The 18,103-nt window shown below is 34.4% G+C and carries 17 protein-coding genes; 6 read left to right on the forward strand and 11 right to left on the reverse strand.

Going from position 1 to position 18,103, the window contains the following annotated elements; translation table 11 throughout:
- Positions 1-53 precede the first annotated feature (53 nt).
- From ACIQ2J_RS03435 to fsa, 3 genes are all read left to right on the forward strand, one after another.
- Positions 54-1,592, forward strand: coding sequence for a T9SS type A sorting domain-containing protein (locus tag ACIQ2J_RS03435; RefSeq protein ID WP_396166741.1), 1,539 nt, complete (start codon positions 54-56; stop codon positions 1,590-1,592).
- A 354-nt stretch (positions 1,593-1,946) separates the two neighbouring features.
- A complete protein-coding gene (locus tag ACIQ2J_RS03440; RefSeq protein ID WP_396166744.1) occupies positions 1,947-2,750 on the forward strand; it encodes an SDR family oxidoreductase in 804 nt (267 codons plus the stop codon).
- A 454-nt stretch (positions 2,751-3,204) separates the two neighbouring features.
- On the forward strand, positions 3,205-3,861 hold the full coding sequence (gene fsa, locus ACIQ2J_RS03445) for a fructose-6-phosphate aldolase (protein WP_396166747.1): 657 nt from the start codon (positions 3,205-3,207) through the stop codon (positions 3,859-3,861).
- A 133-nt stretch (positions 3,862-3,994) separates the two neighbouring features.
- Here the strand turns inward: fsa and ACIQ2J_RS03450 are convergent, their stop codons facing one another.
- The 3 genes from ACIQ2J_RS03450 to ACIQ2J_RS03460 are packed head-to-tail and all read right to left on the reverse strand — an operon-like array spanning position 3,995 to position 6,466.
- A complete protein-coding gene (locus ACIQ2J_RS03450; protein ID WP_396166750.1) occupies positions 3,995-5,281 on the reverse strand; it encodes a cryptochrome/photolyase family protein in 1,287 nt (428 codons plus the stop codon).
- Positions 5,282-5,293: 12 nt separating this feature from the next.
- Positions 5,294-5,992: an SDR family NAD(P)-dependent oxidoreductase gene (locus tag ACIQ2J_RS03455; RefSeq protein ID WP_396166753.1), complete on the reverse strand. Its 699-nt coding sequence runs from the start codon at positions 5,990-5,992 to the stop codon at positions 5,294-5,296.
- 6 nt (positions 5,993-5,998) lie between these two features.
- Positions 5,999-6,466, reverse strand: a complete 468-nt coding sequence (locus tag ACIQ2J_RS03460; protein WP_396166756.1) for a cell division inhibitor — start codon at positions 6,464-6,466, stop codon at positions 5,999-6,001.
- A gap of 207 nt (positions 6,467-6,673) precedes the next feature.
- Here ACIQ2J_RS03460 and ACIQ2J_RS03465 point away from each other — a divergent pair, with 207 nt between their 5' ends.
- The gene (locus ACIQ2J_RS03465) at positions 6,674-7,186 is read left to right on the forward strand and encodes a hypothetical protein (protein ID WP_396166758.1); all 513 of its coding nucleotides are present in this window, start codon (positions 6,674-6,676) and stop codon (positions 7,184-7,186) included.
- 89 nt (positions 7,187-7,275) lie between these two features.
- Here the strand turns inward: ACIQ2J_RS03465 and ACIQ2J_RS03470 are convergent, their stop codons facing one another.
- The gene (locus tag ACIQ2J_RS03470; RefSeq protein WP_396166761.1) at positions 7,276-7,500 is read right to left on the reverse strand and encodes a hypothetical protein; all 225 of its coding nucleotides are present in this window, start codon (positions 7,498-7,500) and stop codon (positions 7,276-7,278) included.
- Positions 7,501-7,869: 369 nt separating this feature from the next.
- Positions 7,870-8,685: a T9SS type A sorting domain-containing protein gene (locus tag ACIQ2J_RS03475; RefSeq protein ID WP_396166764.1), complete on the reverse strand. Its 816-nt coding sequence runs from the start codon at positions 8,683-8,685 to the stop codon at positions 7,870-7,872.
- 221 nt (positions 8,686-8,906) lie between these two features.
- Here ACIQ2J_RS03475 and ACIQ2J_RS03480 point away from each other — a divergent pair, with 221 nt between their 5' ends.
- Positions 8,907-9,092 carry a hypothetical protein gene (locus ACIQ2J_RS03480; RefSeq protein WP_396166766.1) on the forward strand — a complete coding sequence of 62 codons (186 nt, stop codon included), beginning with the start codon at positions 8,907-8,909 and terminating at the stop codon, positions 9,090-9,092.
- Between the two features lie 299 nt (positions 9,093-9,391).
- Here ACIQ2J_RS03480 and ACIQ2J_RS03485 read toward each other — a convergent pair whose 3' ends face one another.
- The 6 genes from ACIQ2J_RS03485 to ACIQ2J_RS03510 all read right to left on the reverse strand — a co-directional run bounded on the left by ACIQ2J_RS03485 (position 9,392) and on the right by ACIQ2J_RS03510 (position 14,525).
- Positions 9,392-11,110 (reverse strand): sodium:solute symporter, encoded by a 1,719-nt coding sequence (locus ACIQ2J_RS03485; RefSeq protein WP_396166768.1) that lies wholly within the window; start codon positions 11,108-11,110, stop codon positions 9,392-9,394.
- A gap of 164 nt (positions 11,111-11,274) precedes the next feature.
- Positions 11,275-11,520, reverse strand: coding sequence for a hypothetical protein (locus ACIQ2J_RS03490; protein WP_396166770.1), 246 nt, complete (start codon positions 11,518-11,520; stop codon positions 11,275-11,277).
- Positions 11,521-11,556: 36 nt separating this feature from the next.
- Entirely contained in the window at positions 11,557-12,144 is a 588-nt protein-coding gene (locus ACIQ2J_RS03495) for a Maf-like protein (protein ID WP_396166772.1), read from the reverse strand.
- On the reverse strand, positions 12,137-13,063 hold the full coding sequence (locus tag ACIQ2J_RS03500; protein ID WP_396166774.1) for a geranylgeranylglycerol-phosphate geranylgeranyltransferase: 927 nt from the start codon (positions 13,061-13,063) through the stop codon (positions 12,137-12,139). The genes ACIQ2J_RS03495 and ACIQ2J_RS03500 overlap by 8 nt, the downstream gene beginning before the upstream one ends.
- 192 nt (positions 13,064-13,255) lie before the next feature.
- Complete coding sequence (locus ACIQ2J_RS03505) at positions 13,256-13,783, reverse strand: KdsC family phosphatase (RefSeq protein WP_396167149.1); 528 nt, start codon at positions 13,781-13,783, stop codon at positions 13,256-13,258.
- The gene (locus tag ACIQ2J_RS03510) at positions 13,767-14,525 is read right to left on the reverse strand and encodes a Rossmann-like and DUF2520 domain-containing protein (protein ID WP_396166777.1); all 759 of its coding nucleotides are present in this window, start codon (positions 14,523-14,525) and stop codon (positions 13,767-13,769) included. Before ACIQ2J_RS03510 ends, ACIQ2J_RS03505 begins: the two co-directional genes overlap by 17 nt.
- Positions 14,526-14,963: 438 nt before the next feature.
- On the opposite strand from ACIQ2J_RS03510, the gene ccsA reads away from it, so the two are divergent.
- A complete protein-coding gene (gene ccsA / locus ACIQ2J_RS03515) occupies positions 14,964-18,101 on the forward strand; it encodes a cytochrome c biogenesis protein CcsA (RefSeq protein WP_396166779.1) in 3,138 nt (1,045 codons plus the stop codon).
- Positions 18,102-18,103 lie beyond the last annotated feature (2 nt).

Consider the following 18,103-nt stretch of genomic DNA (forward strand, 5'->3'; position numbering starts at 1 on the left):
GAAAAAAAAAACAATTACATTTGTAACTTAAATTTAACCAAATCTACATAATTATGAAAAAACTTTTACTTTTTACTATTTCATTATTTGGAGTATTGAACATGTCTGCACAAACAGATTGCGCTACTGCTACTCCTATTACAACAAATGGAATTATTACTTCGGATGCATTCACTGGAGGTACTTTTCAGTCGGGTTGTTTGTCAAATGTTACAGGTGTTAAAACAAATTGGTACTCTTTCACTCCAGCTTCTAATGGAGAGATTACTATTTCTTCAGATTTACCTGATAATGATGGGGTAAGTTACACGAATGATACAAGAATTTCTATTTTTTCAGGAGATTGTACAACAATGACATGTATGGGATATAATGATGATATATCTTCTACAAATTATTTGTCTACAATTACAGTTCCTGTAGCTGCTGGAGTTACTTATTATATTCAATGGGATAATTATTGGTACGTTGGAGACACAACTGGATTAGAAGATCTAGGATTTGTTTTTGACTTTACTTTTGATGCAGTAAGTTGTGTTAGACCATCTGCTTTCGATTTTTATAGACCATCAAATTACACAACTACAAGTGCTACTTTAGCATGGGATAATGCAGTTGGAGCTCCTTCTAACTATGATATTGATTGGAGTACCAATTTTGCTTCACTTGCTGGTGCTGGAACTATTGTTTCTGTTCCTGCAGCAACAACTACAACACCTGGGCCAATTTCAGGACTTCCTAATGGTAACAATTTTAGATATTTTGTTAGATCTAGCTGCGACACTGCTAATCAAAGTGCTTGGCAAGGTCCTTTTTATGGATATTTAGCCAAAACTTTACCATATTCTAACTCTTTCAATAGTAGTGCAAACAATTATACAGATGGTTTTATAGGTTTTGCAAGATTAGCTAACGCAGCAGCTACAGCTACTCAAGCTGCCATTACTGCTGATGGTAGTACAGGAAGTTTAATGTATACCTTCAATAGTACTTCTGCTGTATCAAATGTATGGGCTTACTCTAGAGCTTTAAGTTTAGCTGCTGGTGAAGTTGTTACTCTTACTTTTAAAACTAGATTGTGGACTCCTACAGCAGCAACTGCAGCAAGTGCAATGAAACTTGATGTTACAGTTGGAACTACTCAAAGTTCAACTGCTCAAACAACAGTATTGGCAAGTATTACCGAAACTCTTAAAACATTATATACAACAAGAACTGCAACTTACACTGCACCTACTGCTGGAATTTATTATTTTGGTTTCCACAATAATTCAGCTGTTGGTACTAATCAAACGTTTTTGTTTTTTGACACTTTAAATATGACTTCTACATTATCTGTAGATGCATTTGATGAGTCAACTATTTCTATTGCTCCAAATCCTGCAACTGAATTTATTAACGTTACAAATTCAAGTAATGATTCAATCTTAAATATTGTATTAACAGATTTAAATGGTAGAATTGTTAAAAACATTAAAGTTGAAAATGAAAATGACAATCAAATTAATATTTCTGATTTATCTTCAGGTATTTATATGATGAAAATAGTTTCTGATAAAGGAACTTCAACTAAAAAAGTTATTAAAGAATAATTATTTTATATTGTTGGATTCTTTTTAGATTCAAAAAAATATAATAGATATAAAAGTAGTAAGCATTTGTTTACTACTTTTTTATTTATACTAATTTTCAAAATACATTACGCTACTATTTTAATTTATTATAGATCAAAATTCAGAATTATATTATATAACTTCTAAAGTACTATATTTACAATTTCTAAAGCTACTATCTTAATTTTGAAATTTCAACCAATAGTTACAGTTAGGAAGAAGATTTTTGCAGAGAATAGATTGCAGAGAATAGATAATAGATAATAGAGTTTAACACGGTTACAACTGATTAATATTCTTACATCTTTCTTTATTCTAAAAATAAATAAATAAATGAGCAAAGTAGTTTTAATAACAGGTGCATCCTCAGGAATAGGAAAATCTATTGGCGAATTTTTGCACGCCAAAGGTTTTACCGTTTACGGCACTAGCAGAAATCCAGAGCGAATAACTAATTCCGTTTTTCCGTTGCTAGCATTAGACGTTCGCAATAAAGAAACCATCCAAAAAGCAGTAGCCGATTTAATCCAAAAATCGGGTAGGGTTGATGTAGTTATTAATAATGCTGGGGTTGGAATTACAGGCCCAATTGAAGAAATTCCCACCGAAGAAATTAAAAACAATTTCGAAACTAACCTTTTTGGACCAATTGAAGTAATGAAAGCCGTTTTGCCTACCATGCGTTCGCAAAATTCGGGTTTGATTATCAACATTACCTCCATTGCTGGCTATATGGGATTGCCTTATCGTGGAATTTACTCTGCCTCCAAAGGTGCTTTAGAACTTGTTACCGAGGCCTTACGAATGGAAGTTAAATCCTTTGGGATTCATATTACCAACGTAGCCCCTGGCGATTTTGCTACTAATATTGCATCCGGAAGATTTCACGCTCCTTTGGTAAAAGGATCTGCTTATGAAATTCCATACGGCACTACACTTAGCATGATGAACGAACACGTGGATAGTGGCAATAATCCCAACGAAATGGCAGAGGCTATTTATAAAATTATCCAAACTCCAAACCCAAAAGGCCATTACAAAATTGGTGCTTTTATGCAAAAATTTTCCATCGTCTTAAAACGTATTTTACCCGATAAAGTCTATGAGAAAATGCTTATGAACCACTATAAAATTTAAAACATCAAAAATCAATTTCAAAAATCAATTTCAAAAATCAATTTCAAAAATCAATTTCAAAAATCAATTTCAAAAATCAATTTCAAAAATCAATTTCAAAAATCAATTTCAAAAATCAATTTCAAAAATCAATTTCAAAAATTAATTTCAAAAATCAATTTCAAAAATCAATTTCAAAAATCAATTTCAAAAATCAATTTCAAAAATCAATTTCAAAAATTAATTTCAAAAATCAATTTCAAAAATCAATTTCAAAAATCAATTTCAAAATCAATTTCAAAAATCAATTTCAAAAACCAATTTCAAAAATCAATTTCAAATTTCTATTGACTTTTGCCATTGAAATTGACTTTTGCCATTGATATTGATTTTTGAAATTCCCATTGATTTTTGATATTGAAATTCGTAATTTCGCCTCATAAATATATAAACACAACTTTTTAACATACAAACTATGAAATTTTTTATCGACACTGCCAATCTAAACGACATTAAAGAAGCACAATCTCTAGGGATTTTAGATGGTGTTACCACCAATCCTTCCTTGATGGCCAAAGAAGGAATTACTGGGAAAAACAACATCCTTAAGCACTACGTAGACATTTGCAACATTGTAGAAGGCGAAGTTAGTGCCGAAGTCAACGCTATAGATTACGATGGAATGGTTAAAGAAGGCGAAGAATTAGCCGATTTACACGACCAAATCGTAGTGAAATTGCCAATGACCAAAGAAGGAATCAAAGCCTGTAAATATTTTTCAGATAAAGGGATAAAAACCAATGTAACCCTAGTTTTCTCTGCAGGTCAAGCATTATTGGCTGCCAAAGCTGGTGCTACTTTTGTTTCACCATTTATTGGCCGTTTGGATGATGTTTCCACTGATGGTTTGAACTTGATTCAAGAAATCCGAGAAATCTACGACAACTACGGTTACGAAACCCAAATCCTTGCTGCATCCGTGCGCCATACCATGCACATTGTAAACTGTGCTAAAATTGGAGCCGATGTAATGACAGGTCCATTATCTGCAATTTTAGGGCTATTAAAGCACCCCTTAACCGATATAGGTTTGGCGCAATTCATTGCCGATTTCGAAAAAGGAAATAAATAATTTCTAATTAATAGATTTATTAAAAAAGCGATTTTCATCCGAAAATCGCTTTTTTTATCTTTAAACTTATTCTATTTTTATTTAGTAGTGAGTTTTAATAATAGTAATTCGGGCCATTTGTGGCTAATTTAAACTATCCCACTGCTTCTTTATAAACTCGTAAGCAGCGTTCTCTAGATTCTTTATGATCTACAATTGGTTGGGGGTAGTATTGGGTTTCCAATTCGGGAATCCATTTTTTGATGTATTTTAAGTCTTTGTCGAACTTTTTTATTTGCTCGGATGGATTGAAAATCCTAAAATAGGGTGCTGCATCTACACCACTTCCGGCGGCCCATTGCCAATTTCCAACGTTGCTGGATTGGTCGTAATCTAAAAGTTTGGTAGCAAAATAAGTTTCGCCCCATCGCCAATCGATTAATAAATGTTTGCACAGAAAACTAGCTACAATCATTCGTACTCGATTTTGCATGTGTCCGGTTGCATTTAGTTCGCGCATTCCGGCATCTACAAATGGGTAGCCTGTTTTTCCGTTACACCATTTTTGGAATAATTCTTCGTTGTTGTCCCATTGAATGGCATCGTATTTTGGTCGGAAACAAGATTTTGCAGTATGAGGAAAGTGCCATAAAATTTGCATAAAAAATTCCCTCCAAATGAGTTCTTTAAAGAAGGTTTCGTTGTTGCTTTTTATTGCTTTTGCTACCATTTTCCGAATGGAAACGGCTCCAAATCGGAGGTAAATTCCAAGAAAAGAAGTTTTATTTAAAGCAGGGAAATTGCGTGTAGCTTCGTAATTATCGATTAAGTCATTGGAAATATCGTACGGAGTTATTTTTATAGCTGAAGTTTCAAACCCAATGTTGTTCAAACTTAAAAACGGGTAGGAGTGAAGTGTGATTTTATCGAGCAACCCTTCGGAATTATAATGAATTAATGGAGTGTTCTTGAAAGTTGTTTTCCATTTATTGGAGAAAGGGGTATAGACTACATAAGGGGTTCCATCGTCTTTGACTACTTCACTTTTTTCGAAAATTACTTGGTCTTTGCTGGTTTTGAATTCAATGTTGTGCTCTTTGAAAAGATGGAACAACTCTAAATCGCGTTTTCTGGCATAAGGCTCGTAATCGTGGTTGGTGAAGACTGCTTTAATTTTATTTTCGGCAATTAATTTCGGGAATACTTCAGAAGGTTTTCCGTGAAAAATGGCTACTGATTTTCCGATGGTTTGCAATTGGCTTTGCATTTTCTCCAGTTGTTGGTGGATGAACGTTACGCGTGCATCGTCTTTGGGTAGTTGCGAAAGTATCGCATCATCAAAAATGAAAATAGGAAGTACTTCTTCACCACTATTTAAAGCATGAAAAAGGCCAACATTATCCTCTAAACGTAAATCGCGACGGAACCAAAAAATAGTCATTTATAATTTTATTTATCCATTAACTAATAGGGTAGACATTCCGCCATCTACATGGAAGATTTGTCCGGAAATCCAACTACTTTTTTCACTTAATAGGAAACTAGCCATGTTTGCCATATCGTTAGTAGTTCCTACACGTTTTAGAGGGTGTCTTTCTGCTGATTTTTCTTTTTTTACATCATTGTTCAAGAACTTGTCTGCCAATGGTGTATCGGTTAAAGAAGGTGCAATGACATTCACTCTTATTTTAGGTGCATATTCGGCTGCTAATGCTTTGGCAAATCCTTCGATAGCGCCTTTTGCAGCAGCAACACTAGTGTGAAAAGGCATTCCCATGCTTGCGGCAACGGAGCTAAACAATACAATACTGGATTGATTGGCAGCTGTTAAATTGGGCAAGACGGTTTGAATAACTTTCACCAAACTTATGAAATTTATTTGCAAATCGGCTTCGAAACTTTCAGGTTTTAATCCGCGAAAGGGTCTTAAGTTGATGCTTCCTGGGCAATATACTAATCCATCTATAACTTCGGGAAGTTGAGTGGTGTCTAGTGTATCGGTTAAAGCGTCAAAGGGGATGTGGGTGATGTGTAAATCGGTTAGGTTTTCATTGGTTCTTGAGGCAACGAATACTTTGTTTTCGTATTGTAATTCTTTGGCAATTGCCAATCCAATTCCGTAGGAACCGCCTACTAGTAGTATGTTTTTCATGATTATTTATCCTTTAAATTCTCCAAAAAGTTCGATTAGTTTTTTTGTTCGGAAATCAAATATTTCCTTAAGTTTTGGTGCTACTAAAAAGGGGTGCACTAGTTGCCCAAGAATTCCCATGGGAACTTTGTAATCTACAATGTCTTCCATCTCTACGCCACCGGGAATTTCTTTTAGGAAGTGTTTGTGGTGCCAAAGGGCATAAGGTCCGAAGCGTTGTTCGTCTACAAAATATTTTTTGTCTTGTACGTGGGTGATTTCGGTAACCCATTTCATTGGAATTCCTAATACTGGGGTTACAATGTATTGTATTATTTGCCCTGCAAACATAGGTCTATCATCACCGGAAAGGGTTTTGAAACCCATATAGGGTGGTGTGATTGTTTTAAGGTTCTTGGGGTTGGAAAGAAATTCCCAGGCCTCATCTAGAGAAATGGGTAAATTTTGTTTGCTATGTAAGGTGTAGATTTTCATTGTAAATTTTTTACAAAGTTACTAAATGTTTAATGATTTATATTGTAAGTTAAACAAAATAAATAATTAGTTTGATAAAACTATAAAAAGAAACGTAATAATTCTTTATGGTTTGTTGTTGTTTATTGAGTTGGAATTGTGATTTTAAAAAATGTAGCTTCTAGTACTTTGGTTTTTTTTGTTTTTATAAAAGAGGTTTGTTATAAATTGGAAACGATAAGGAGAAACAGTTGTAGGTCTTTGATTTCTGGTATTGGAGTTGTTTTATTGGATTGCGTAAAGGCTTGTTTTTATTTGGATGTTGACTTGTTTACTTTGGTGGGTGTCTTGTTTACTTTGGTGGGTGTCTTGTTTACTTTGGCGGGTGTCTTGTTTACTTTGGCGGATGGCTTGTTTATTTTAGCGGATGTCTTGTTTACTTTGGAGGATGTCTTGTTTATTTTAGCGGATGTCTTGTTTACTTTGGATGATGTCTTGTTTACTTTGGAGTATGCCTTGTTTACTTTGGATGATGGCTTGTTTATTTTAGCGGATGTCTTGTTTACTTTGGAGGATGTCTTGTTTACTTTGGATGATGTCTTGTTTACTTTGGAGTATGCCTTGTTTACTTTGGAGTATGCCTTGTTTACTTTGGAGGATGTCTTGTTTACTTTGGATGATGTCTTGTTTACTTTAGTGGGCACGAAGTCAGAGACTTCGCGCAGCGGGGCACAAGCGTGACGCTTGCGCTAGCGAGGGATGTCTTGTTTACTTTGGAGAATGCCTTGTTTACTTTGGAGAATATCTTGTTTACTTTAGTGGGCACGAAGTCAGAGACTTCGCGCAGCGGGGTTCTTTTCAATAGTTTCAAAATCATATATATATTTTGGATAAAACCCTTCACCAGTTTCTAAATTATAGCTTTCTTGATATATGAAATTTGTAGTAGTTTCATTATTAGATACTACCTCATTGATTTTGAAATAATGAACTTTTCGGTTTTTATAATCATATAGTTTTGCTTCCGAGTAGTCAGTATATATAAATATTCTCAAAGAGTATGTGTTAATTTTAGAATTTGTGTAGTTTAATATTCTAGACTCAAGCTGTTTAAATTTTGTAGAATATAAAGTCATACTGTCAAATTCGTATTCTTGACAATTTATATTTAATGAAGTAATAAAAAATAATGTAATTAATATTTTTCTCATGTATTAAGTAAATTTAATTGGGTTCAAATCTTAGTTGACGTTTGCTGTTTTTGTTCCTTGTCTATTTTCACTCACTGAAAAACGAGTATATCGAAAACTTTTTAGTATAAATCATGATTAGACAATAAAAAAAAGACAAAGCTTCTGAAAAAAAAACCAATCATAACAATTATATAAAAACCGTTTTATGCCAAGTATTTATATTTTTTAATGTTAGTCGATAATTATTAATTTCTCTACTGCGATGATTTTATTTTCTTCTGTTAGCCTAATGAAATATAGTCCACTTGTAAGATTTTCACGGGCTAAAGTAACATTATTCCCTGAAATATTAGTCACCTGTTTTACCATCTTCCCGAAGGAGTTGTAAATTGTTAGGGTTGCATTGTTAAGATTTTCAATTGTTTGTATCGTTGTTGAGGAAATAAAAGGATTTGGAAAGACAGAAAAAATGGGCTTAGCGGTATTTTCAGTACTACCTAAGGTGGTTCGTCCTGCTTGAATGCAAGCATTTGGGGTACTCTCGTAGGCATAATCTTTTATGGTGAACGATCCGGACATTTCTAAAAAATCTAGACGTGCCCAACCATAATAGGTGTTGGTTCCCACTATAAGTTTTAGTGCTAAATATTTATTTGTTGCCCCCGGCCAGTAACCTGAGCTTGCTCCCCAACCCATTGTGCCAGGATTACTAGAATCATACCATGTTGCTAGTGAGGCACAAATAGGACTAGATGTTGATAATGCCCACGGTAAATAGGTGCCACTAACAAATTCTCCCGAATAAGCATTGTTGTTTTGTGGGTTACATATAACTCCAATTGTTCCGGCACTTCCACCAAAATGAATAATGAAATCATCAATAGTATCATTATTCAAGTCTAAAGGATAAGTTGCGTTTGGTGTTTCGTCAGTTATGTCAGTATATATAATTTGTGAGTATAATTTATTATTGAAAATAATAAGAGCAATAAGCAGCATAAGGATGCCACTTTTTTTAGAAATATATTTTTTGTTTTCAATTTTCATCGTTAGTGATTATCGTGTTACTTATGCACTTTCAATTGTAAAGTTACTACTAATTTTTAGGGTTGGTATTTTTAGCATTAAATAAATCATGCTGCCGCTTCACGAAGTTGCAGATTTTCAACACAGTTGATTACAAATATAGATAAAATTTAGTTTCAAAAATTACCAATTCTTTAGCTTTTAATTTTCTGTTAAGTGCCTATTTTACTCGTGCGGATGCCTTGTTCACTTTGGCGGATGTCTTGTTCATTTTAGTGGATGCTTGTTTCACTTTGGAGGATGCTTGTTTCACTTTGGAGGATGCCTTGTTCACTTTGGTAGTTGCCTTGTTCATTTTGGTGGATGCTTATTTCACTTTGGTAGTTGCCTTGTTTACTTTGGCGGAAGGCTTATGCAGTTTTGCATAACAGGTTGGTCAATGGCTCGCGGATGACGCGGATAGTGCTGATGGTGACGGATTTTTAGATGGATTACTATTTCTTATTCATTTTGAGATTCCTATCTGGATGACAAGATGGTGGATTTTTTTTTGAAAAACTATTTTCACAAAAGACATAACCTAGTTAGCCCTGACAGAAGTGGAAATCCTGGCATTGCGAACCTAAATAGTTGTAGGAAATTGCTTCGTTCCTCGCAATGCCAGATTGCAACGGATGGCAGGAATGACGTTTACTAAAATGCCTACTGTTTCGCTCCTAAAAAAAAATTAAAGGCTCTTTTTTCTTAAATTTAATAGGAATTGGAAGATGCTGGATAACACCAATGTTAATAGTGCTCCGATGAAGTTGAGCCATAAATAACCTAGTTTTTCTTGACCGCTTGGGTAGATGTGGATGAAATAGTAGTAGATGAAAAAGATGGAAATTTGACTGATGGCGGCGCTGTAGAATATGGATTTTCCTTTGACGAATTTTACTAAAAATCCTACTAAGAAAATACCGAGTACGGTGCCGTAAAATATGGATCCTAGTATGTTTACTAACTGGATTAGATTTTCGAAAAGGGTACAAACGCAGGCAAAAAGGATGGCGATAATTCCCCAACCGAGGGTGAAAAATTGGGTGGCGTAAACGAAATGTTTTTCGGATTTTTCGGTTTTAATGTTTCGTTTGTAGATGTCTATGGCTGTGGTGGAGGCAAGTGCGGTTAGTTCGGATGCCGAGGACGACATGGCTGCCGAGATGATTACGGCAAGTAGTAGTCCGATGAGGCCTTTGGGAAGATAGTGCAAAATGAAGTGCAGGAACACATAATCTTTGTCGTTGGTTTCGGCTTTTACATCTACTTTTTCGATTAGTTCTTTGGCTTGATCGCGCAGGTCTTTTTCTCTTCCTGCCAATTCTTTAAGTTTGTTTCGGAGAATTGGATTATCGAAATTTTGGTTTAAATGGTCAATATAGAGTAAGTTGTATTCTTTTTTTTCTTCGGCTAAGGCGGTTAATTTAGTTTCGAGTTTGTTGTAATCGTCTTTGAATTTGGAGTTTTCAATTAGAGTTTTGTTATTGGGATTGAAATTTAACGGCACTGGATTGAATTGGAAAAACACAAAAACCATTACTCCTGTTAGCAGGATAAAAAACTGCATAGGAACTTTTAAAAATCCGTTCATGATTAAACCGAGTTGGCTTTCGCGGTCGGTTTTGCCAGAAAGATAGCGACCTACTTGGGTTTGGTCGGTTCCAAAATAGGAAAGCATTAAGAAGAATCCACCGGTGATTCCACTCCAAAACGTGTATCGGGTTTCAGTATCAAGTGAGAAATCTAGAATGTTCATTTTGTCGTTGGCTCCTGCAATGTGAAGCGCATTGGAAAAGGTCATCTCGTTGGGCAATAGGTGCAGGATAAGGTAGAACGTGACAAACATTCCCGAAAGGATGACAAACATTTGTTGTTTTTGGGTGACATTTACGGCTTTGGTTCCGCCAATGAAAGTGTAGAATATTACGGATATTCCGATGATGATGTTGAGTAAGGTTAAATTCCAACCTAGTAGGGTGGAGAGGATTATGGATGGCGCATAGATGGTGATTCCGGCTGCCAACCCACGTTGGATTAGGAATAAAATTGCCGCTAGGGATCGGGTTTTTAAATCGAATCGTTGTTCTAGATATTGGTACGCGGTAAAGACTTTGTATTTGTGGTAAATAGGAATAAATACGATACAAATAACGATCATGGCTATGGGTAGTCCAAAATAGAATTGGATAAAACCCATTCCGTCGTGGTAGGCTTGCCCAGGAGTGGAAAGAAAGGTAATAGCACTGGCTTGGGTTGCCATAACGGATAGTCCAACAATCCACCAAGGGGTTTCTTTGTTGGCTAAGATATATTCTTCTACATTTTTACTGCCGCGTGTTTTGTAAACGCCATATAAAATGATGAACAATAAAGTTACGGAAAGTATTATCCAATCGAGTTGCTGCATGTTTAGGCGAATATTTGCATTAAAACATAAAACAAAACAATAAAAACGGCATTGGTTATTAATAACCAAGTGTAATTAATTTTCCAATTGTGGGGTTTAGGCATTTAAAAAGGTATTATTAATTTATTATAATTTTAATTTCTTCTAAATGTACTCAATATATTTTATAAATGACCAGTGCCCGATCGTTGGTTGATATAGTTCAATTGGTGTTCGGCTACATAGTTTCGGAACAATCCAACAAGGGTTTCGTAGTATTTTTGAAGATTTTGCACGTTCACTTCAGGACGACTGTCAATAGGAATAGTAATCGGCATTTCGTTGAGATACTTTGATAATTCAGGATAGTTTTCTTGAATAACCATAGTGACTTTTAGAATTTTTTCGTTTATTTCTTTTTCAGTTTCCATTTTTTCTTCATTAAAAGTTTTGTAAAACTACAAATTCTAAAGGAATGTTCGTGTTAAATAATTATATACTTTTTCGGTAGGCAATCCTACCACATTTGTATACGATCCATCAATTTTGGAAATACCAATTAGACCAATCCATTCTTGAATTCCGTAGGCTCCGGCTTTATCAAATGGTTTGTAATTGTCTAGATAATATCGAATGGATTCCTCACTTAAGGTGTTGAAAGTGACTTTGGTTACATCAAATATAGTTTCGGTTGTAGTAGCAGTTTTAAAACAAACGGAGGTAATTACTTCGTGCGTAGCATTCGATAAAGATTTTAGAATTTCAACTGCATCGTCGTAATCTTTTGGTTTACCCAATGCTTTGTCATTTAACCACACCAGAGTGTCGCTGGTTACTAAGATTTCATTTTCTAAAAGTTCTCCGTCAAAGGCCTTTGCTTTTAGTTCTGCCAAATAGTTGGTTATTTCTTCGGCTTTAAGCGAATCGGGATAAATTTCGTCTACTTCTTTTAATCGAATTTCAAAATCAAAACGATCCCATAAATCGAAATCTTTAAAAAACTGTTGGCGTCTTGGCGATCCTGAGGCTAGGATTATTTTATGGTTTTTAGGCATGGTGTTTAATATTATAGGTAATTACCCAGATGGATAGTATTCCGAAGAAAATAATCCATTTTAAAAGTGTACTTATTTGTTTATAATCCTTTTTTTCTTTGGCATTCCAGATACGAACCAAACCGAAAATCATAGGTGCAATTACAAAAACCATTAGGTAAAAAATGCTGTAATACAAGTTATTCGGAAAAAGATAATTATTAAGATAATAGAATAAATATAGCGTAGGAAGAAGTAAAAGTACAAATGCAATATTGGTTGTTTTATAAGTTCCTATACGGATAGGTAATGTTTTCATTTCTTCAAGTCTATCGCCTTCTATGTCTTGAATGTCTTTGATTATTTCTCTAACTAGGTTTAGGATAAAAGCAAATTTAGCGTAGTCGAATAATATCGAAAAAGCCAATGCCATTTGCTGTTGGTTGCTTTCAAAAGTATTCGGGAAAATGTCAAATATTCCGATGATAATTACACTAAAAGCAAGCAAGGCGGCAATTAGAATATTTCCAACAATTGCAATTTGTTTTAAGGTGCTTGCATACAAATAGAGTAGGGTTGCAACCAATACAAATAGTATGGCAAAATTAGGATGCAAAATAGAATTAGCCAAAACAAATCCGCAGGCAACCCCAGTAATAGTTAGCCCTGCATAAATAGTATAAGCAGTAGATTCTGAAATGTAAGTCCCAATAATTACTTTATTGGGTTTGTTATGTTGGTCGGTTTCTTGATCGAAAATATCGTTTATGACATAACCTCCAGCGGCAATAAGTACCGTTGCCAGTACCAATAAAGTATATTGCCAATAAAAAAGCGATAACGGAATGTTTATTTGTTCTAAATAGCCAAACCTAATAATTAACTGCATTAGGGCTAGTAGAAGTAGGTTTTTGTAACGTATTAATTGTAGGAATTTCATTGTTATTAGTATTAAGAATTAAGTACAAGTAGTAAGATTAACTAATTTTTATAATGTTCTCGCCAAGTCGCAGAGTCGCAAAGAAATTATTATAAATTGCGTCTTTGCGACTTGGCGAGGCTAAATTTATTACATTATTTTTAATCTGAAAATTTTGAGTTATCCAAACTTAATAAGGTTAATCACTGAATACTAATCATGCTTTCCATTATAATACAAATGCCACTTCCCCTGTACTTTCATGACTTGTTCAATCACGTCTCTGACGGCACCTTTACCGCCATTTTTGTGGGAAATGTACTTGGATATTTCTTTGATTTCCGGACTAGAATCTTGCGGACAAGTTGGCAAACCTACCAATTGCATAACGTGATAATCCGGGATGTCATCCCCCATATACAATACATTTTCAGGATTTATATTGTATAATTCGATGTATTCTTTAAAGGTTTCCACTTTGTTTGGAGAAGCCAAATGAATGTCGTGAATACCAAGATTTCGCAAGCGAATGCGAACGCCTTCATTATTTCCGCCCGAAATGATGCATACATTATAACCGCTTTCTAAGGCTGCTTTCATGGCAAAACCATCGCGAATATTCATTATTCGAAGCATTTCTCCAGTTGGAGTAACATGCACCGAACTATCGGTTAATACACCATCCACATCCAAAATGAAGGTGGTAATGTTGTTCATTAATTCTTTATAATTTGCCATTATCAATAATAGATTTTGTTAGGATTTTGTAAATTTCTTTCTGGTTTGCATCAGTTAATGTTGCAAGGTGTTTGGTAATTGTAGTAGTGTCTTTTCGTTTTGCAGGTCCGGTTTGGGCTTGCTCCGGCGAAAGAGTAGTTATTTTATTGGCCGTTTCTGCGATTAAAGGTTGTAAAATTTCAAATGGAACTTCATGTTCTTTGCAAATGTCGTTTCCTATTTGATACAAATGATTCACAAAATTATTTACAAAAACTGCTGCCACATGAAGGGATTTTCGTTGTTCGGATGTAATTTCAAATACTTTGTCTGAAATTGCCATCGCCACTTTTTTTAGCAATTGAAAATCGGCTTCGTTTTCTGCTTCCAAGCAAAGCGGAATTTCCTTAAAATTCACTTCTTTATTTTTTGTAAATGTTTGAAGCGGATAAAAAACGCCTTTTCTATTTGTTGCACTCAAGTCTTCTAGAGCAACGCTTCCTGAGGTATGCACTATTAATTTATTTTTAAAAGGGATTTGGCTAGAAACTATTGCAATAGCATCATCGGAAACCGCAATTATACATACATCTACTTCTTTTAGTTGCTTGTAATCACTTACAATTTTAGTAGCATCCACAAACTGTGAAAGGGTATTTGGATTTCGGGAATACACCTGAACCAACTCTAAATTTTCTGCTTTTAAGAAAGCTGAAATTAAATGTTGGGCTACATTTCCGGAACCAATTATGCTTATGGATATCATTCGGTAAAAATATTCTTTTTTTTTGAATTGATATAGTATTGACTTTTTAATGTAAAATTTAAAAGGTTAGACACGAATTGCACGAATTTTCACTAATTATAATGGTTGTTATTAGATTTCACGAATTCTTTAATTAGTGAAATTTAAAACGAAATGAAGATTCGTGAAAATTCGTGCAATTCGTGTTAAAAATATACTTTTAAACGTTAGAGACGAATTCTAAGATTAGTGAAATTAAAAATGAAATAAAGATATGTGCAAATTCGTGCAATTCGTGTTGAAAATAATTCGCATTGAAAATAAATTTACATTAGTTTCATTTTCTCCAATAAACAGCTCTTAAAAATGACTTAAAACCTTATTTAATTCAATTAATAATCCACAATTTTAATTTACTTTTGTAATCCCTAAATTTAGGTGTACTAATAAAATTTTCTAATGAATACAAAAATATTTTCTTTCCTGTTTTCCACTCGATTAATGGCGGTTTTATTTTTAACTTTTGCATTAACAATGGGAATCGGAACCTTTATTGAGAGTTATTACAATACCGATACTGCACGGGTTTGGATCTATAATGCATGGTGGTTTGAGGCAATTATGGTGTTCTTCATGATTAATTTTGCGGGCAATATTAAACGCTACCAGTTATACAAAAAAGAAAAATGGGCAACCTTATTGCTGCACGTTTCTTTTGTGTTCATAATATTTGGTGCTTTTATTACTAGATATATTAGTTACGAAGGAATGATGCCAATTCGCGAGGGCGCTACTTCTAACCAATTTTTTTCCGATAAAAATTACCTTACTTTTTTTGTAGATGGACAACATAATGGCGAGTTGAAAAGAAGAATCTTTGAAAAACCTCTTATATTATCTCCAGCGGTTTATCCTCCATTTGCAAGTAACTATTTTTCTGTATCCGATAAATTTGATGCTATTCCTTTTAAAATTAGTTACAAAAATTTTATTATTGATGCTAAAGACACTATTAAGCAATCCCAAAACGGAACTTTGTATCTGAAAATGGTCGAATCAGGTGGTGGCTCTCGACACGAACATTATCTTAAATCAGGTGTTATTAAAGACATTCATAACGTGCTTTTTGCATTTAACAAGCCTACCAAAGGCGCAATCAATATTACTACCACAGCTACAGGAACTACTATTGACGCACCATTTGATGGGCAATTTATGCGAATGGCAGATAAATTTCAGGGAACTTTAGCTAAAGAGGTAATACAACCCTTAATGTTTCGTTCCTTGTATAAAGTTGGTGGCGCACAATTTGTTTTTCCGGATCAACCCATTAAAGGTATCCAAGATGTGGTTTCGGGTAATAATTTAAAGTCAAAAAAATCTAGCGATGCATTGGTTTTAACGATAGAATCGGAAGGAAAGTCGGAAGACGTAACCCTTATGGGTTCTAAAGGCTCTATTGGCGAACCTCAAGTAGTGAAAATTGGCAAATTAGAATACACACTTTATTTTGGAAGCAAAGTATATACCTTACCGTTTACTATTACTTTGAATGACTTTGTTGCAAAAAAATATCCTGGTACCGAAAAGAGTTATTCTTCTTATGAAAGTAAAGTTACAGTTACCGAAAATGGAAAGAAATACGATGCCGATATCTACATGAACCATATATTAGACCATGGCGGCTATCGATTTTTTCAATCTTCTTTTGACCCCGATGAAAAAGGAACCGTTCTTTCGGTAAACCATGATTACTGGGGAACTTTAATAACTTACATTGGATATTTCATGTTGTTCTTTGCTATGTTATGCATTCTATTTGTAAAAAACACCCGTTTTGCCGATGTGAAACGAAAATTAGAAGATGTAAAAGTGAAAAAGTCCAAATTGTTGTCGGTGCTTATTTTGTTGTTGTCTTTAAATGGTTTTGCACAACACCAACCTCATTCAGCAAAATTCAATTATTTAGATTCGATTTTAAAATATAAAGTTCCCGAAGCGCAAGCCGAAAAATTTGGTCGTTTGGTAATTCAAGACGATGGCGGAAGGATGAAACCGATTAATACTTTTTCGTCGGAATTACTTCGTAAAGTGAGTAAAAAAGATACCTATGAGGGAATGAATTCCGATCAGGTTTTTATTTCGATGTCGCAATTTCCAACCGCTTGGTTTGAGTTGCCTTTGATTTATATCAAAATTGGAAACGATAGTATCCGCAAAATTATCGGAGTAAATCCAGAAGATAAGTACGTTACTTTTAGATCTTTATTTGATGCAAAAGGGAATTACAAATTAGGTTCTTATTTAGAAGAAGCTTATAAAACCAATACACCTGATCAGTTTCAAAAAGACTTTATTGAAGTAGATAAAAAAGTCAATTTGATGAACGCGGCTTTAAGCGGAAATATTTTAAAATTATTTCCAATTCCGAATGAAAAAAATAATAAATGGTTGTCGTTTTTAGAAATTAACCATCCAATGGGAAATGATTTGGATGCTATAAAAAATGCCTTGCCCTATTATTTTGATGCTTTGGCAAAAGCTTCTAAAACTAAAGATTATACCTTGGCAAATACCATGTTGCTAGGTTTAGAAAATTATCAAAAGAAATACGGAAAAGCAGTTCGACCTTCCGACCAACAAATATCTTCCGAGATTTTGTTAAACAAATACGATGTTTTTAAAAACTTATTTTGGTTGTACATGCTTGCCGGTAGTTTGATGTTGATTATGGTTGTTGTAAGTATTTTTTCTAATAAAAAAGCAATACGAATTGCCATTAACCTATTTCATATTGCAGTAGGAGTTTTATTCGCCATGCATACCGCTGGATTAATTGCGCGTTGGTATGTTTCTGGGCATGCGCCTTGGAGTAACGCTTACGAAAGTATGATTTATGTGGCTTGGGCCACGATGTTCTTTACCTTGGCATTTGATAGAAAATCCAAACTTACCGTAGCATCTGGAACTTTTGTAGCTTCTATGATATTAATGGTAGCACATTTAAATTGGTTGGATCCATCTATTGCCAATTTGCAGCCGGTATTGAATTCCTATTGGTTAATGATTCACGTTGCCGTTATTGTAGGAAGTTACGGGCCATTAACATTAGGAATGGTGCTTGGGTTGGTAGCATTGCTATTAATGTTGTTCACCAATGAAAAGAACAAAGCGGCTATGACATTGCACATTAAAGAAATAACCTACATCAACGAATTGGCTTTAACCATTGGACTTGTAATGCTTACCATTGGAAACTTCCTTGGAGGGCAATGGGCCAACGAAAGTTGGGGTCGTTACTGGGGATGGGATCCAAAAGAAACTTGGGCATTAATTAGTATCATGGTGTATGCATTTGTAATTCATGCCCGATTTGTGCCAGCATTAAGAGGTTTATTCTCTTTTAATTTCATGAGTGTATTGGCATTTGCATCCATATTAATGACCTATTTTGGAGTGAATTTTCACTTATCTGGAATGCACTCGTATGCTTCTGGAGAAAAACAAAACGTAACTATTTACCTTTATATCTTTGTTGTATACATGATTTTTTCAGCCGTTGTGTATTGGAGATATAGAAAAACATTTAAAAAATAATC

Source organism: Flavobacterium sp., assembly GCF_044357305.1.
Taxonomy (GTDB): Bacteria; Bacteroidota; Bacteroidia; order Flavobacteriales; family Flavobacteriaceae; genus Flavobacterium.

Excerpts from the sequence above, each read along its gene's own strand:
- ACIQ2J_RS03500 (WP_396166774.1), bottom strand. The coding sequence starts at position 13,063 with ATGAAATTCCTACAATTAATACGTTACAAAAACCTACTTCTACTAGCC.
- ACIQ2J_RS03510 (WP_396166777.1), bottom strand. The coding sequence starts at position 14,525 with ATGATATCCATAAGCATAATTGGTTCCGGAAATGTAGCCCAACATTTA.
- ACIQ2J_RS03490 (WP_396166770.1), bottom strand. The coding sequence starts at position 11,520 with ATGGAAACTGAAAAAGAAATAAACGAAAAAATTCTAAAAGTCACTATG.
- ACIQ2J_RS03435 (WP_396166741.1), top strand. The coding sequence starts at position 54 with ATGAAAAAACTTTTACTTTTTACTATTTCATTATTTGGAGTATTGAAC.
- ACIQ2J_RS03455 (WP_396166753.1), bottom strand. The coding sequence starts at position 5,992 with ATGAAAAACATACTACTAGTAGGCGGTTCCTACGGAATTGGATTGGCA.
- ACIQ2J_RS03460 (WP_396166756.1), bottom strand. The coding sequence starts at position 6,466 with ATGAAAATCTACACCTTACATAGCAAACAAAATTTACCCATTTCTCTA.
- ACIQ2J_RS03440 (WP_396166744.1), top strand. The coding sequence starts at position 1,947 with ATGAGCAAAGTAGTTTTAATAACAGGTGCATCCTCAGGAATAGGAAAA.
- ACIQ2J_RS03495 (WP_396166772.1), bottom strand. The coding sequence starts at position 12,144 with ATGCCTAAAAACCATAAAATAATCCTAGCCTCAGGATCGCCAAGACGC.
- ACIQ2J_RS03450 (WP_396166750.1), bottom strand. The coding sequence starts at position 5,281 with ATGACTATTTTTTGGTTCCGTCGCGATTTACGTTTAGAGGATAATGTT.
- ACIQ2J_RS03475 (WP_396166764.1), bottom strand. The coding sequence starts at position 8,685 with ATGAAAATTGAAAACAAAAAATATATTTCTAAAAAAAGTGGCATCCTT.
- fsa (WP_396166747.1), top strand. The coding sequence starts at position 3,205 with ATGAAATTTTTTATCGACACTGCCAATCTAAACGACATTAAAGAAGCA.
- ACIQ2J_RS03485 (WP_396166768.1), bottom strand. The coding sequence starts at position 11,110 with ATGCAGCAACTCGATTGGATAATACTTTCCGTAACTTTATTGTTCATC.
- ccsA (WP_396166779.1), top strand. The coding sequence starts at position 14,964 with ATGAATACAAAAATATTTTCTTTCCTGTTTTCCACTCGATTAATGGCG.